Origin of the sequence: Enterobacter ludwigii (assembly GCF_001750725.1) — a bacterium.
In the GTDB taxonomy this organism is placed as follows: domain Bacteria; phylum Pseudomonadota; class Gammaproteobacteria; order Enterobacterales; family Enterobacteriaceae; genus Enterobacter; species Enterobacter ludwigii.
The window spans coordinates 1,842,064-1,855,902 of record NZ_CP017279.1 but is presented as its reverse complement, the minus strand read 5'-3'; the positions used below and the strand labels follow the sequence as shown (position 1 = coordinate 1,855,902).

The window sequence follows — 13,839 nt, the reverse complement described above, 5'->3', positions numbered from 1 at the left end:
CTTATATTTCAATAAGTTATCAATTTGCCTCGTGCCTCTCTGCGCATAAAACCTTCAATCGATCTGTTATTTTACTCACATGATACTCTGGGGCTTGCTGAGTCATAACCGAAATGATATTAGTAATTTCAACGTTCCCCTAGAGGAATGTGCTAAATAATAATCAGTTGTTAAATTTTTGTACAAAACCACTCGATGATAGCGCAGCGACGCGCTTGTAGAGAATGTTTTCTCTATCATATTGAATACCAATGTTTTTATGCGGTATTTGATGTCAGGCAGGGCTGCCCCCCGAGATACGGCACTCACCGTAAAAGAGAATTGCTTAACAAATTTGCAAAATGTATTGGCGCGCGTTTACGCCATTTGATACTTTCCGGCCTAATATTTTGCAGCATAAAACAAGCAGATGAGAATTATTTTCATATAGTCCTCTTCTCAGATATCCAGCGCAGGCCTCAGACAGGGGAGACCTGTGAAGAATCGACGCAAGACGGCCATACGAGCGGTCAGTAATAAAAAAGTCGGTGATAGCAAGAAGTAAAAAGAAGAACCTGACAGCAGCAAAAAAAACTCCTGCGCTGTACAGGCCCCAACAGGGGATTACACAGCTGGCGAAGGCCAGTAATTATAATGAGTGGAGTACCAACACAATGTCCATCATCACAAAAAAAAATCTGGTAGCGGCGGGGATTTTAACTGCGCTAATCGCGGGCAACGCTGCAATGGCTGCGGACGTTCCTGCAGGCGTTCAACTGGCTGAGAAACAGACGCTGGTTCGTAACAACGGTGCGGAAGTTCAGTCACTTGACCCGCACAAAATTGAAGGTGTTCCGGAGTCTAACGTCAACCGCGACCTGTTCGAAGGCTTGCTGGTGACCGACGTAGACGGCCACCCGGCACCGGGTGTGGCGGAAAAATGGGAAAATAAAGATTTCAAAGTCTGGACCTTCCATCTGCGTAAAGATGCGAAATGGTCCGACGGTACGCCGGTTACCGCCGAAGATTTCGTGTATAGCTGGCAGCGTCTGGCGAATCCAACCACCGCCTCTCCGTATGCGAGCTACCTGCAATATGGCCACATCGCCAATATTGATGACATCATCGCCGGTAAAAAACCGGTCACCGACCTGGGTGTGAAAGCGATTGATGCCAATACCTTTGAAGTGACGTTGAGCGAGCCTGTTCCGTACTTCTACAAATTACTGGTTCACCCGTCCGTTTCCCCGGTACCAAAATCCGCGGTGGAAAAATTTGGTGAAAAATGGACTCAGCCTGCCAATATCGTGACCAACGGTGCATATAAACTGAAAGACTGGGTGGTCAACGAACGTATGGTTCTGGAGCGTAACCCGCAGTACTGGGATAACGCGAAAACCGTCATTAATCAGGTAACCTACCTGCCAATCTCTTCTGAAGTTACTGACGTTAACCGTTACCGCAGCGGCGAAATCGACATGACCTATAACAACATGCCGATTGAACTGTTCCAGAAGCTGAAAAAAGAGATCCCGAAAGAAGTGCATGTTGATCCGTATCTCTGCACTTACTACTACGAAATCAACAACCAGAAAGCACCATTCACTGATGTGCGCGTGCGTACAGCGCTGAAGCTGGCACTGGATCGCGATATTATCGTGAACAAAGTGAAAAACCAGGGCGACCTGCCGGCATACAGCTATACCCCTCCTTATACCGACGGTATGAAACTGGTTGAGCCTGAGTGGTTCAAGTGGTCACAGGAAAAACGTAACGAAGAAGCGAAAAAACTGCTGGCTGAAGCCGGTTATACCGCTGACAAGCCGCTGACGTTTAACCTGCTGTACAACACGTCTGACCTGCATAAAAAACTGGCTATCGCCGTCGCGTCTATCTGGAAGAAAAACCTGGGCGTGAACGTGAAGCTGGAAAACCAGGAGTGGAAAACCTTCCTGGATACCCGCCATCAGGGGACGTTCGACGTGGCGCGTGCCGGCTGGTGTGCGGACTATAACGAACCAACATCCTTCCTGAACACCATGCTGAGTGACAGTTCGAATAACACCGCGCACTATAAGAGCCCGGCATTCGATAAGATCATTACTGATACGCTGAAAGTCACAGATGATGCGCAGCGCGCTGATCTGTACGCGAAATCAGAAGAGCAGCTCGATAAAGACTCTGCAATTGTACCGGTCTATTACTACGTTAACGCCCGCCTGGTGAAACCGTGGGTAGGGGGTTATACCGGTAAAGACCCGTTGGATAATATTTCCGTTAAGAATCTTTATATTATCAAGCATTAATGGCAATACGTGGGGCAGGCCTGGCTTGCCCCACTGTGTCTACTTTGTAACATTCATCAGGCACACGCCAGAAGGTACGGGCAATGTTGAAATTTATCCTGCGTCGCTGCTTAGAAGCGATACCAACGTTATTTATTCTAATTACGATTTCCTTCTTTATGATGCGTCTCGCGCCGGGAAGTCCATTTACCGGTGAACGTACGCTGCCACCGGAAGTGATGGCCAATATCGAAGCGAAGTATCATTTAAACGATCCTATCTCCACGCAGTACTTCAACTATCTGAAGCAACTGGCGCACGGTGATTTTGGGCCGTCATTCAAATACAAAGACTATTCCGTTAACGACCTGGTGGCGTCCAGCTTCCCTGTCTCGGCGAAACTGGGTGCTGCAGCATTCATCCTTGCCGTCGTTCTCGGCGTCACCGCGGGCGTTATTGCCGCGCTCAAACAAAATACCAAATGGGATTATACCGTAATGGGGGTGGCGATGACCGGGGTGGTTATACCCAGCTTCGTTGTCGCGCCATTACTGGTGATGATATTTGCCATTACGCTGAAATGGCTGCCCGGGGGCGGCTGGAACGGTGGGGCGCTGAAGTTCATGATTTTGCCAATGGTGGCTCTCTCCCTGGCTTATATCGCCAGTATCGCGCGTATCACCCGCGGTTCCATGATTGAAGTCCTGCACTCGAACTTCATCCGCACCGCGCGTGCGAAAGGGCTGCCGATGCGCCGGATTATATTCCGCCATGCACTCAAGCCTGCGCTCCTGCCCGTGCTCTCCTACCTGGGGCCGGCATTCGTTGGGATCATCACCGGCTCAATGGTTATCGAAACCATCTACGGTCTGCCGGGCATTGGTCAGCTGTTCGTTAATGGCGCGCTGAACCGCGACTATTCACTGGTACTGAGCCTGACAATCCTCGTCGGCGCACTGACCATTTTGTTTAACGCTATCGTCGATGTGCTGTATGCCGTTATCGACCCGAAAATCCGTTACTGATACTGGAGCACGCCATGATGTTGAGTAAGAAAAACAGCGAGGCGCTGGAAAACTTCAGTGAAAAACTGGAAGTAGAAGGTCGTAGCCTCTGGCAAGACGCCCGTCGTCGCTTTATGCATAACCGCGCCGCGGTCGCCAGTCTGGTTGTTCTGGTGCTCATCGCGCTGTTTGTCACCCTGGCGCCGATTCTGTCGCAATTTACCTATTTCGACACCGACTGGGGCATGATGTCCAGCGCACCCGATATGACGTCCGGGCACTATTTTGGTACGGATTCCTCAGGGCGCGACCTGCTGGTGCGTGTCGCTATCGGTGGCCGCATTTCGCTGATGGTCGGTATTGCGGCCGCCCTGGTGGCGGTGATCGTGGGTACGCTTTACGGCTCACTCTCAGGCTACCTTGGCGGTAAAGTGGACTCCGTCATGATGCGTATGCTGGAAATCTTAAACTCCTTCCCGTTCATGTTCTTCGTTATCCTGCTGGTGACCTTCTTTGGCCAGAATATCCTGTTGATCTTCGTGGCAATCGGGATGGTGTCCTGGCTGGATATGGCGCGAATCGTTCGTGGTCAGACGCTGAGTCTTAAGCGTAAAGAGTTTATCGAAGCGGCGCAGGTGGGCGGTGTCTCCACCGGTAATATTGTGGTTCGCCATATCGTTCCTAACGTGCTCGGCGTGGTGGTGGTATATGCCTCGCTGCTGGTACCAAGCATGATCTTGTTTGAATCTTTCCTGAGCTTCCTGGGTCTGGGTACACAAGAGCCACTGAGCAGCTGGGGCGCGCTTCTGAGTGATGGTGCAAACTCAATGGAAGTCTCACCGTGGTTGCTTCTGTACCCGGCGGGCTTCCTGGTCGTCACCCTGTTTTGTTTCAACTTTATCGGCGATGGCCTGCGTGATGCCCTCGACCCGAAAGACCGTTAAGGAGCGCCGTCATGACGATTATTGAAACGGCCACTGCGCCACAGGCGCAACAGCAGGGTAACCTTCTGCTGGACGTAAAAGACCTCCGCGTGACCTTTAAAACGCCGGATGGCGATGTGACCGCCGTGAACGATCTCAACTTCAACCTGCGTGCGGGTGAAACGCTGGGGATCGTGGGCGAGTCGGGTTCCGGTAAATCCCAAACCGCCTTTGCGTTGATGGGGCTGCTGGCGTCTAACGGTGTCATTGGCGGTTCCGCCAAATTCAACGGGCGTGAGATCCTCAACCTGCCGGAATACGAGCTGAACAAGCTGCGCGCTGAGCAGATTTCGATGATATTCCAGGACCCGATGACCTCGCTGAACCCGTATATGCGTGTCGGCGAGCAACTGATGGAAGTGCTGATGCTGCACAAAGGCCTGGGCAAAGCGGAAGCCTTTGAGGAGTCCGTCAAAATGCTCGACGCGGTGAAAATGCCGGAAGCGCGCAAGCGTATGCGCATGTTCCCGCATGAGTTCTCCGGCGGTATGCGTCAGCGTGTCATGATTGCGATGGCGCTGATGTGCCGGCCAAAACTGCTGATTGCCGATGAACCGACTACCGCGCTTGATGTGACCGTCCAGGCACAGATCATGACGCTGCTGAACGAGCTTAAGCGTGAGTTCAACACCGCGATTATCATGATCACTCACGATCTGGGCGTAGTGGCCGGTATCTGTGACAAGGTACTGGTGATGTATGCAGGCCGCACCATGGAATATGGTAAGGCGCGCGACGTGTTCTACCAGCCTGCACACCCTTACTCCATTGGTCTGCTGAATGCGGTGCCACGCCTCGATGCAGAAGGGGAATCCCTGCTGACCATTCCTGGCAACCCGCCAAACCTGCTGCGTCTGCCGAAAGGCTGTCCGTTCCAGCCACGCTGCCCGCACGCGATGGAAATCTGCAATACCGCGCCGCCGCTGGAAGAGTTTGCACCAGGCCGTCTGCGCGCCTGCTTTAAGCCGCAGGAGGATCTGGTATGAACGCATTAGATGAAAAAAGAAATGTCCTGCTCGAAATTGCTGACCTTAAGGTGCATTTCGACATTAAAGACGGAAAACAGTGGTTCTGGCAGCCGCCGAAAACCCTGAAAGCGGTCGATGGCGTAACGCTTCGTCTGTATGAAGGGGAAACTCTGGGGGTGGTGGGTGAGTCCGGTTGCGGTAAATCCACATTTGCGCGTGCCATCATAGGCCTCGTGAAAGCCACCGACGGCAAAGTTGCCTGGCTGGGTAAAGATCTGCTGGGCATGAAGCCAGACGAGTGGCGCGATGTGCGTAGCGACATCCAGATGATTTTCCAGGATCCGCTGGCCTCATTGAACCCGCGTATGACCATCGGGGAGATCATTGCTGAGCCACTGCGGACCTATCATCCGAAGATGCCGCGTCAGGAAGTACGCGACCGTGTGAAGGCAATGATGATGAAAGTGGGCTTGTTGCCTAACCTCGTCAACCGTTACCCGCACGAATTCTCCGGTGGTCAGTGCCAGCGTATCGGTATCGCCCGCGCCTTGATCCTTGAGCCGAAGCTGATTATCTGTGACGAGCCCGTCTCGGCGCTGGACGTCTCTATTCAGGCGCAGGTGGTTAACCTGCTGCAGAAACTGCAACGTGAAATGGGGCTGTCGCTGATTTTCATTGCGCATGATCTCGCGGTGGTGAAACACATTTCTGACCGCGTACTGGTGATGTATCTTGGCCATGCGGTGGAATTAGGGACTTACGATGAGGTGTACCATAACCCATTGCACCCATATACCCGGGCACTGATGTCTGCGGTACCGATTCCCGATCCGGATCTGGAAAAAAATAAAACCATCCAGCTTCTGGAAGGTGAATTACCGTCCCCGATTAACCCGCCGTCCGGTTGTGTATTCCGTACGCGATGCCCGATGGCCGGGCCGGAATGTGCAAAAACGCGTCCGGTTCTGGAGGGCAGTTTCCGACATGCGGTTTCCTGCCTGAAAGTAGACCCGTTATAATCGCAAGGGCTGACATGATGTCAGCCCTTATTATTTGCGAGGTTAACGTGTCGCGATTATTCACCTCCGTCCGTCGGCGGCTCTATCATCTTTTATTCGATCCTGAAACGGTAACCGGACGGCGTTTTGAAGCCCTCTGCGCCCTGTTTGCGCTGCTCAGCGTGGTGATCATTTTTATCGAATCGGGCGTCGGAACGCAGTATCACCTGACGCTGGAAGAATGGCATCTCTTTGTCTGGCTGGAGCTGGTCATTACGCTGGTCTTTACCGCTGAATATTTCCTGCGGGTATTCTGTTGGCCTAACCCGGCCAAATATGTCTTCAGCTTCTGGGGATTTATTGATTTAGCCACGATCCTGCCGCTCTATGTCATGTGGCTATGGCCAGAAATCAGTCTGAGCTATGTTTTTGCCTGGCGAGCGATGCGCGTTATTCGGGTGTTACGCATTCTTAAACTGCTGCGGTTTATGCCGTCATTGCGGATATTTTGGAGTGCCATCGTCAGCGCGCGGCATCAGCTGATCCTGTTTTATTCATTTATTGCCATCGTCATGGTGATATTCGGCGCGCTGATGTATTTGATAGAAGGGCCGAAGAATGGCTTCTCAACGCTGAATGCTTCTGTTTATTGGGCGATTGTGACCGTCACAACCGTTGGCTATGGTGATATAGCCCCTCACACTCCGCTGGGACGGATTGTCGCCTCGGTACTGATTCTGATTGGTTATTCGGTGATTGCGGTCCCGACAGGGCTCATTACTACGCACATGAGCAGCGCCTTTCAGAACCGTAAGGCGCAACGAAAATGCCCGAAATGTCACCAGGGTGAACATGAACACAGCGCGCGGTTTTGTAATCAGTGCGGAAGTGAGTTACCGGATTAAATAAAAAAGGCTGCAATCGCAGCCTTTTTTATTATTCGCGCCAGAGAATATGACACAGCTTGTGGTCTTTCTCGCGACACAGCAGGACGCGGGCGAAGATGTCGTTAATTTCACCGCCATCTTCATCGGCCAGGCCAATCACCACTTCGGCAAAGAAGTCAGGATTGAGGTCGAAATCCACATGTTCAGCCCAGTCTTCAGAAGGGTCGAACAACTCGGCGCCCCCGCGCTCTTCAAACTGGAGATTAAAGAGGATCACGTCTGCGGGATCGAGGTTATCAACCGCCAGTTCGAGAAAAATGTCATAGGCCTGTTCGAGCGTTTCGTCTTCGGTCAGGCGATTGTTCAGATCCATTTCCATGATGACTACCTGTTTAACATCGTTGGGCACGTTTTACAGCAACGGACTAAAGAAGTAAAACAGTCGTTCGGTAATTCTCTGCCACAGCGGGCGTTTAACCCACAGTCTGGCATCCAGCAGTCGCGAGCGGGAGATATAATCATCCTGGACCGCGGCCAGATCGCCGCCAAAGCCGGCATCATCGATCACCAGTGTGATTTCAAAGTTCAGCCACAGACTGCGCATATCCAGGTTAACCGTACCCACCAGACTTAACTCGCCGTCGACAAGCACGCTCTTGGTATGGAGTAATCCGCCTTCAAACTGGTAGATTTTCACCCCCGCAGCCAGCAGTTCACTGAAAAATGCCCGGCTGGCCCAGCCCACCAGAAGCGAGTCATTTTTGCGTGGCAAGATGATACTCACATCGACACCGCGCTGTGCCGCGGTACAGATGGCGTGCAGCAGGTCATCGCTGGGAACAAAGTAGGGGGTGGTCATGATCAAATATTCACGCGCTGCGTAAGTGGCCGTCAGCAACGCCTGATGGATCAGGTCCTCCGGGAAGCCCGGTCCGGAAGCGATAGTATGGATGGTGTGCCCGCTGGCCTCTTCAAATGGCATGATATTGCCATCCGGTGGTGGCGGCAGGATACGTTTCCCGGTTTCTATCTCCCAGTCGCAGGAATAAACGATACCCATCGAGGTGGCAATGGGCCCCTCCATTCTCGCCATCAGGTCTACCCACTGCCCGACACCCGAGTCCTGCTTGAAGAACCGCGGGTCAACCATGTTCATGCTGCCGGTATAGGCAATATAGTTGTCGATCATGATCATTTTACGGTGCTGGCGAAGGTCCATCCGGCGCAGAAACACACGCAAGAGATTGACCTTCAGCGCCTCAACCACTTCAATACCGGCATTACGCATCATGCCCGCCCAGGGGCTACGAAAGAAGGCGACGCTGCCAGCGGAGTCCAGCAACAGGCGGCAATGAATGCCCCGACGCGCAGCGGCCATCAGCGATTCAGCAACCTGATCGGCCATGCCGCCAGGCTGCCAGATATAGAACACCATCTCGATATTATGGCGAGCCAGTTGAATATCGCGGATGAGGGCCTGCATGACGTCATCCGAGGAGGTCAGCAACTGGAGCTGGTTGCCCTTAACGCCGCCAATACCCTGACGGAGTTCGCACAGCTTAAACAGCGAGGAGGCAACACTGCTGTTCTCCTCGGCAAAGATATGTTTGCAGGCTTTGAGATCGTTGAGCCATTTGGCGGTTGAAGGCCACATGGCGCGGGCACGCTCGGCACGGCGTTTACCCAGATGAAGCTCACCGAAAGAGAGATAGGCAATAATCCCCACCAGCGGCAGGATGTAGATTATCAGCAGCCAGGCCATGGCAGAGGGTACGGCTCTGCGCTTCATCAGGATGCGCAAAGTCACACCCGCGATTAACAGCCAGTATCCCAGAATGACCAGCCAACTCACCACGGTGTAGAAGGTTGTCATAGGTAAAAAAATCCTTTTGAAAGCGTATTGTTATGAGTGTACGCATCAGGAATCATCTGGCAAATAAAAACGCCAGTTAAAAGCGCTGGTTTGCTGCGGGGTTGGGTTTATAATGGGGTTTCTGTTAGAGAAAGAGTTGTAAACATGAAGCGCAGTAGAACAGAAGTAGGGCGCTGGCGCATGTTGCGACAGGTGAGTCGTCGCAAGGCTCGTTGGCTGGAAGCACAATCCCGCCGCAATATGCGTATACACGCCATCAGAAAATGTGGAATGACCAGACACCGTAACGCGTTGCTGTTCGCTACACAGGTTATCTGAGAACCATCAGGGCACCGTTAAGGTGCCCACTGATTTTCAGGCTATCATTTTTCGCAGTCTCTCCCCCGATTCATTCCGCGATATACTCCGCCCTCTTAATCTTATGCATTTCAAAGATGAATCCTTATCTCTGGGTATTTATTGTGCTGCTTGCGCTGGATGCGATCAGGGAAAACGCAGGATTATCGTCATTATCCGCGTTGATTAATTTACTGCTCAGCGGGATATCGCACTGGATAAACTAAAAAGGAAAAGAGATGAACGGAAAAGTGGTTGCAGCCCTTCTTGGGATTGCCGTGTTGAGCGGTTGTGCCAGCAGTAAAACGTCACCGGAAAGGCATGCTTATTATTTCGTGTCGCATAAAACCAATTTTACTGGCGGCAATTTTACGTCAAGTGTATCGCAAAATTATCGTCTGAATGTTCCTCAGTTCCGTGAGCTGTATGAGCAGGGGAAAACCGATCGCGCTGCAGGACGCACACTGTCTGAGGCAAACCAGTACGCCCAAAGCATTCGCGATCAACTGAAGAATCAGGCGAAAACGGAGCATGCTTTCGACGGTAATACCGCGGATAAATGGACGTCTCAAATGGAAGAGAAGGACGCCGTTTTATTTGGCAACGAACTGGCTGCGACTTATCTTGATGGCTATAACGGCGTACAATAGCGTCTGATTTTGGGGATATCGTATTTGCAGCGATATTCCCGTCGTTTTTTTTAGCAAAAGGAGGGAGAGGTGTTTGCGGAGTTTGGTGTACTTAATTTCTGGACCTATGTTGTAGGGGCATTTTTTATCGTGCTGGTGCCTGGACCGAACACATTGTTTGTACTGAAAACCGGTATTGGGCACGGTGTTAAAAAAGGGTATCTCGCCGCCACTGGCGTATTTATCGGTGATGCAGTGCTGATGTTTCTGGCCTGGGCGGGCGTCGCAGCATTAATCCAGACGACCCCGGTTCTGTTTAATATTGTGCGCTACCTCGGTGCTTTTTATCTCCTGTGGCTCGGCGGCAAAATGCTCTGGTCAGTCATCACCCGTCAGAAGAATACCCATGAGAGCGGAACCGAGCCTGCGAGCATGATCATGAAACGCTCGCTGGTGCTGAGCCTGACGAATCCAAAGGCTATTTTGTTCTATGTCTCGTTCTTTGTGCAGTTCATCGATGTGAATGCGAAAAACACGGGCACGTCTTTCCTGATCCTCGCGACCACGCTGGAGCTGATTAGCTTTATGTATATGAGCTTCCTGATCTTCTCTGGTGCGTTTGTCACGCGTTATCTGAAAACCAAAAAGAAACTGGCAAAGCTGGGGAACGGGCTGATTGGGCTGCTGTTTGTCGGATTTGCGGCGCGCTTAGCGTCACTGCACTAAAGAGATGAGTGGCTCCTTTTGGAGCCACTTTTGCATCAAAACACTTTCTTGTACGGGCGAACCGTCACCTTCGCATAGACACCTGCGGCAACGTACGGGTCTGCATCAGCCCAGGCCTGAGCCGCTTCCAGGGATTCAAACTCGGCGATCACCGTGGAGCCCGCGAAACCGGCAGCGCCAGGGTCATTGCTGTCTACCGCAGGCATTGGACCCGCGGTCAGTAATCTACCTTCATCCTGGAGCAGTTGTAAACGCGCCAGATGGGCAGGGCGAACGGACTGGCGTTTTTCGAGGGAATCAGCGACATCTTCAGAGTAAATCACGTAAAGCACGGTGAAGCTCCTTAACCATTAAAAGTGTCAGTAACGTTATGTGAAAGGACAACTGACTGCAATGTAAAGATAAAAACAATGTTAAAACCCTGATCTGAATGCGCCTTTTTTGGCCTCTCTTGCGCTTAAATTGCGCCAGGACAAAGTGTCTTATTGAATATGATTGCTATTTGCATTTAAAATCAGTGTTCGGTTTTTTAACGTTGATGATTATGACTTCGATGACCCTTGATTTACCTCGCCGCTTTCCCTGGCCGACGCTGCTTTCTGTCGTTATTCACGGTGCTGTCGTGGCGGGTTTGCTTTATACCTCGGTTCATCAGGTTGTTGAAATGCCAGCGCCCGCACAGCCTATTTCTGTGACGATGGTATCGCCAGCGGATCTCGAACCACCGCAGGTTGCGCCTCCGCCGCCACAGCCCGTCGCCGAACCGGAACCCGAACCTGAACCGGTGCCGGAACCGCCAAAAGAAGCTCCGGTGGTGATCCACAAACCCGAGCCGAAGCCGAAACCTAAGCCGAAGCCAAAACCGGTGAAGAAGGTAGAAGAACGTCCAAAACGCGAAACGCGTCCGGTTGAACCCCGCGCCACGCAGACGGTAGAAAACGCAGCACCTTCGCGTCCGGTGATGAATAACACCACGACGACAGCCAAACCGACAGTCACCGCACCCGCGGGACCGCGTGCGGTCAGCCGTAATCAGCCGCAGTATCCGGCTCGTGCTCAGGCATTACGTATTGAGGGCCGTGTACGGGTGAAATTCGATGTTACGCCGGAAGGGCGTGTTGAGAACGTGGAAATACTGTCCGCGCAGCCGTCTAATATGTTCGAGAGAGAAGTGAAAACGGCGATGCGCAGATGGCGTTATGAAGCCGGTAAACCGGGCAACGGACTGATCGTGAATATTGTATTCCGCCTGAATGGCGGGGCACAGATGGAATAAAAAAAGCCTCCGCAAGGAGGCTTTTTTTACCGGGCAATCAGGCCTGAGGAAGCGGTCGGGGTTTACCTTCGTTGTCCACGGCCACATAAATAAACAGCGCTTCTGTTGCTTTATAACGCTGTCCAATGGGTTCGGACGAGACCTTTTTCACCCACACTTCGATGTTAATGGAGATGGAGGTATTGCCACGTTTTACGCAACGCGCGTAACAGCAAACCACATCACCCACTGCAACCGGGCGCAGGAAGGTCATGCCATCCACTCTCACCGTCACTACCCGGCCATGTGCAATCTCTTTTGCCAGAATAGCGCCGCCCATATCCATTTGCGACATCAGCCAGCCGCCAAAAATATCGCCATTGGCATTGGTGTCAGCGGGCATTGCCAGTGTGCGTAAAACCAGTTCGCCCTGAGGGGCGTTATTTGTTGTCATTGTTTTAACTCGTAACTGAAGACTTCAGGCGGGATGCTACTATGATTTCAGGCTGGAGAGAATAGACCAGAACGCCTGCTGCACACGTTCTGGTCGGTGAACGATCAGTGCTGGTCGTCCTGTGGCATGTGGCGATAGATATAAACGCCACTTAACAGCGTGAAGATGAGCGTCAGAGCCGTCAGGCCAAAGACCTTGAAGTTGACCCAGATATTCTGCGGCAGCCAGAAAGCAATATAGATATTGGCAAGACCACAGAGAATAAAGAAGATCGCCCAGGCGATATTCAGTCGGGACCACACTTCCTGAGGCAGCGTCAGCTCTTTGCCCAGCATGCGCTGGATCAGCGGCTTCTTCATCACCCACTGGCTAATCAGTAACGCACCCGCAAACAGAGCGTAAATTACCGTGACTTTCCATTTGATGAATTCATCGTTGTGGAAGAACAGGGTGAGTCCACCAAACACCGCGACCAGGACGAAGGTCACCAGCGCCATTTTTTCAACTTTACGGTAGCGAACCCAGCTATAGATCAGCACAACCGCTGTGGCCACGATCAGTGCAGTCGTGGCGGCATAAATGTCATACAGCTTGTAGAAAGCGAAAAAGACCACGAGCGGTAAAAAATCAAGAAACTGCTTCATTCTGTGATTCCATCTTCTGTGTAGGGCCGGGCTGACGTTCCCGGCCACAGGATTACTGACGAATTAACATATACAGGCGGAACAGATAGACCAGCAGTACCGCTGAAATGAGGTTGCTCAGCGTATTTGCCACCACCGCGCCAACATTTGGCGTGAGTACCGCAAAATTCGGGGCAAACAGCAGCAGGAGCGTTTTCGCCAACAGCCAGCCGATAACAGCCGGTGCCACCAGGCGTATATTTGCCCAGGCGAGCCGGATGCTGCTGCGCATCGCGGTAAAGATCCCCAGTTTATCCTGCACGACCATTACCGGCGCGAAAGAGAGCACGATAGCCAGTAATACACCCGGCACGACGACCAGCATAATCCCCATTTGCACCAGCATGGTGGTTAAAAAGATGAGGATAAACAGCTTCGGTAATACCGGCGCGCTGGCACCAATCGCCCGCAGGGCGCTGACGCGCTGACCGGCGGAAACCAGCTGAATCATCAGCAGAACGCCACCTGCCAGAATCGCATTGCCGATAAGACCAGAGAATGTCGAAGCAGCGGAAGCCCGCAGCAGGATTTGTTGCTGCTCCGGCGTCATGTTTTGTACCAGTTCAAACAACCCCACGCTATCTGCAAGGTTGTCGCCCTGGCTCAGGCTGGCAATCTGTTCGTCACTTGGCGAGAACGCATGACCAAGCACCACTGTAATGAAGGCGCATAGCAACGCGATCAGTAAAAAGGTTAAGAACTGATTGCGGAAAAAGTTTCCCGTGTCACGGTAGACAGACTTCGCCGTGATAGACATGCACTCTCCTTGAGTATTGCAG

Annotated in this window: 17 protein-coding genes; 11 read left to right on the top strand and 6 right to left on the bottom strand. The window is 52.2% G+C overall.

From position 1 onward, the window contains the following. Positions 1 to 653 precede the first annotated feature (653 nt). The 6 genes from oppA (at position 654) to BH714_RS08745 (ending at position 7,122) form a co-directional block, all read left to right on the top strand. Positions 654 to 2,285 (top strand): oligopeptide ABC transporter substrate-binding protein OppA, encoded by a 1,632-nt coding sequence (gene oppA / locus BH714_RS08770; RefSeq protein WP_020882381.1) that lies wholly within the window; start codon positions 654 to 656, stop codon positions 2,283 to 2,285. Between the two features lie 83 nt (positions 2,286 to 2,368). After that, positions 2,369 to 3,289, top strand: coding sequence for an oligopeptide ABC transporter permease OppB (oppB, locus tag BH714_RS08765; RefSeq protein WP_014170447.1), 921 nt, complete (start codon positions 2,369 to 2,371; stop codon positions 3,287 to 3,289). Positions 3,290 to 3,303: 14 nt separating this feature from the next. After that, positions 3,304 to 4,212: an oligopeptide ABC transporter permease OppC gene (gene oppC / locus BH714_RS08760; protein ID WP_014170446.1), complete on the top strand. Its 909-nt coding sequence runs from the start codon at positions 3,304 to 3,306 to the stop codon at positions 4,210 to 4,212. Positions 4,213 to 4,223: 11 nt separating this feature from the next. Beyond that, on the top strand, positions 4,224 to 5,237 hold the full coding sequence (gene oppD / locus BH714_RS08755; RefSeq protein ID WP_014170445.1) for an ABC transporter ATP-binding protein: 1,014 nt from the start codon (positions 4,224 to 4,226) through the stop codon (positions 5,235 to 5,237). Next, the gene (oppF, locus tag BH714_RS08750) at positions 5,234 to 6,238 is read left to right on the top strand and encodes a murein tripeptide/oligopeptide ABC transporter ATP-binding protein OppF (RefSeq protein ID WP_014170444.1); all 1,005 of its coding nucleotides are present in this window, start codon (positions 5,234 to 5,236) and stop codon (positions 6,236 to 6,238) included. Before oppD ends, oppF begins: the two co-directional genes overlap by 4 nt. Positions 6,239 to 6,252: 14 nt before the next feature. Next, on the top strand, positions 6,253 to 7,122 hold the full coding sequence (locus BH714_RS08745) for an ion transporter (RefSeq protein ID WP_044866074.1): 870 nt from the start codon (positions 6,253 to 6,255) through the stop codon (positions 7,120 to 7,122). A gap of 31 nt (positions 7,123 to 7,153) precedes the next feature. Here the strand turns inward: BH714_RS08745 and BH714_RS08740 are convergent, their stop codons facing one another. Further along, on the bottom strand, positions 7,154 to 7,483 hold the full coding sequence (locus BH714_RS08740) for an HI1450 family dsDNA-mimic protein (RefSeq protein WP_006810881.1): 330 nt from the start codon (positions 7,481 to 7,483) through the stop codon (positions 7,154 to 7,156). A 33-nt stretch (positions 7,484 to 7,516) separates the two neighbouring features. Further along, on the bottom strand, positions 7,517 to 8,977 hold the full coding sequence (gene cls, locus BH714_RS08735; RefSeq protein WP_014170441.1) for a cardiolipin synthase: 1,461 nt from the start codon (positions 8,975 to 8,977) through the stop codon (positions 7,517 to 7,519). 144 nt (positions 8,978 to 9,121) lie between these two features. On the opposite strand from cls, the gene BH714_RS24055 reads away from it, so the two are divergent. The 4 genes from BH714_RS24055 (at position 9,122) to leuE (ending at position 10,668) form a co-directional block, all read left to right on the top strand. Beyond that, positions 9,122 to 9,295 carry a YciY family protein gene (locus BH714_RS24055; RefSeq protein WP_086463573.1) on the top strand — a complete coding sequence of 58 codons (174 nt, stop codon included), beginning with the start codon at positions 9,122 to 9,124 and terminating at the stop codon, positions 9,293 to 9,295. A gap of 116 nt (positions 9,296 to 9,411) precedes the next feature. Beyond that, the gene (locus BH714_RS24490; RefSeq protein WP_014170440.1) at positions 9,412 to 9,540 is read left to right on the top strand and encodes a KPN_01571 family protein; all 129 of its coding nucleotides are present in this window, start codon (positions 9,412 to 9,414) and stop codon (positions 9,538 to 9,540) included. Between the two features lie 12 nt (positions 9,541 to 9,552). Then, positions 9,553 to 9,963 (top strand): Exc2 family lipoprotein, encoded by a 411-nt coding sequence (locus BH714_RS08730; protein ID WP_025203932.1) that lies wholly within the window; start codon positions 9,553 to 9,555, stop codon positions 9,961 to 9,963. A gap of 69 nt (positions 9,964 to 10,032) precedes the next feature. Continuing rightward, positions 10,033 to 10,668, top strand: a complete 636-nt coding sequence (gene leuE / locus BH714_RS08725) for a leucine efflux protein LeuE (protein WP_020882385.1) — start codon at positions 10,033 to 10,035, stop codon at positions 10,666 to 10,668. A 35-nt stretch (positions 10,669 to 10,703) separates the two neighbouring features. Here leuE and BH714_RS08720 read toward each other — a convergent pair whose 3' ends face one another. Continuing rightward, positions 10,704 to 11,000 (bottom strand): YciI family protein, encoded by a 297-nt coding sequence (locus tag BH714_RS08720; RefSeq protein ID WP_014170437.1) that lies wholly within the window; start codon positions 10,998 to 11,000, stop codon positions 10,704 to 10,706. 221 nt (positions 11,001 to 11,221) lie between these two features. On the opposite strand from BH714_RS08720, the gene tonB reads away from it, so the two are divergent. Next, complete coding sequence (tonB, locus tag BH714_RS08715) at positions 11,222 to 11,944, top strand: TonB system transport protein TonB (RefSeq protein WP_025203933.1); 723 nt, start codon at positions 11,222 to 11,224, stop codon at positions 11,942 to 11,944. A gap of 37 nt (positions 11,945 to 11,981) precedes the next feature. Here the strand turns inward: tonB and yciA are convergent, their stop codons facing one another. From yciA to BH714_RS08700, 3 genes are all read right to left on the bottom strand, one after another. Further along, a complete protein-coding gene (yciA, locus tag BH714_RS08710) occupies positions 11,982 to 12,377 on the bottom strand; it encodes an acyl-CoA thioester hydrolase YciA (RefSeq protein ID WP_014170435.1) in 396 nt (131 codons plus the stop codon). Between the two features lie 104 nt (positions 12,378 to 12,481). Then, positions 12,482 to 13,021 carry a septation protein A gene (locus BH714_RS08705; RefSeq protein ID WP_020882387.1) on the bottom strand — a complete coding sequence of 180 codons (540 nt, stop codon included), beginning with the start codon at positions 13,019 to 13,021 and terminating at the stop codon, positions 12,482 to 12,484. A gap of 52 nt (positions 13,022 to 13,073) precedes the next feature. Beyond that, a complete protein-coding gene (locus BH714_RS08700; protein WP_020882388.1) occupies positions 13,074 to 13,817 on the bottom strand; it encodes a YciC family protein in 744 nt (247 codons plus the stop codon). Between the last annotated feature and the right edge of the window lie 22 nt (positions 13,818 to 13,839).

Coding starts and splice junctions, on each gene's coding strand:
- BH714_RS08745 (WP_044866074.1), top strand. CDS start 6,253: ATGATGTCAGCCCTTATTATTTGCGAGGTTAACGTGTCGCGATTATTC.
- BH714_RS08730 (WP_025203932.1), top strand. CDS start 9,553: ATGAACGGAAAAGTGGTTGCAGCCCTTCTTGGGATTGCCGTGTTGAGC.
- tonB (WP_025203933.1), top strand. CDS start 11,222: ATGACCCTTGATTTACCTCGCCGCTTTCCCTGGCCGACGCTGCTTTCT.
- BH714_RS08740 (WP_006810881.1), bottom strand. CDS start 7,483: ATGGAAATGGATCTGAACAATCGCCTGACCGAAGACGAAACGCTCGAA.
- cls (WP_014170441.1), bottom strand. CDS start 8,977: ATGACAACCTTCTACACCGTGGTGAGTTGGCTGGTCATTCTGGGATAC.
- oppB (WP_014170447.1), top strand. CDS start 2,369: ATGTTGAAATTTATCCTGCGTCGCTGCTTAGAAGCGATACCAACGTTA.
- yciA (WP_014170435.1), bottom strand. CDS start 12,377: ATGACAACAAATAACGCCCCTCAGGGCGAACTGGTTTTACGCACACTG.
- oppA (WP_020882381.1), top strand. CDS start 654: ATGTCCATCATCACAAAAAAAAATCTGGTAGCGGCGGGGATTTTAACT.
- BH714_RS24055 (WP_086463573.1), top strand. CDS start 9,122: ATGAAGCGCAGTAGAACAGAAGTAGGGCGCTGGCGCATGTTGCGACAG.
- BH714_RS08705 (WP_020882387.1), bottom strand. CDS start 13,021: ATGAAGCAGTTTCTTGATTTTTTACCGCTCGTGGTCTTTTTCGCTTTC.
- oppF (WP_014170444.1), top strand. CDS start 5,234: ATGAACGCATTAGATGAAAAAAGAAATGTCCTGCTCGAAATTGCTGAC.
- BH714_RS24490 (WP_014170440.1), top strand. CDS start 9,412: ATGAATCCTTATCTCTGGGTATTTATTGTGCTGCTTGCGCTGGATGCG.
- oppD (WP_014170445.1), top strand. CDS start 4,224: ATGACGATTATTGAAACGGCCACTGCGCCACAGGCGCAACAGCAGGGT.
- BH714_RS08700 (WP_020882388.1), bottom strand. CDS start 13,817: ATGTCTATCACGGCGAAGTCTGTCTACCGTGACACGGGAAACTTTTTC.
- oppC (WP_014170446.1), top strand. CDS start 3,304: ATGATGTTGAGTAAGAAAAACAGCGAGGCGCTGGAAAACTTCAGTGAA.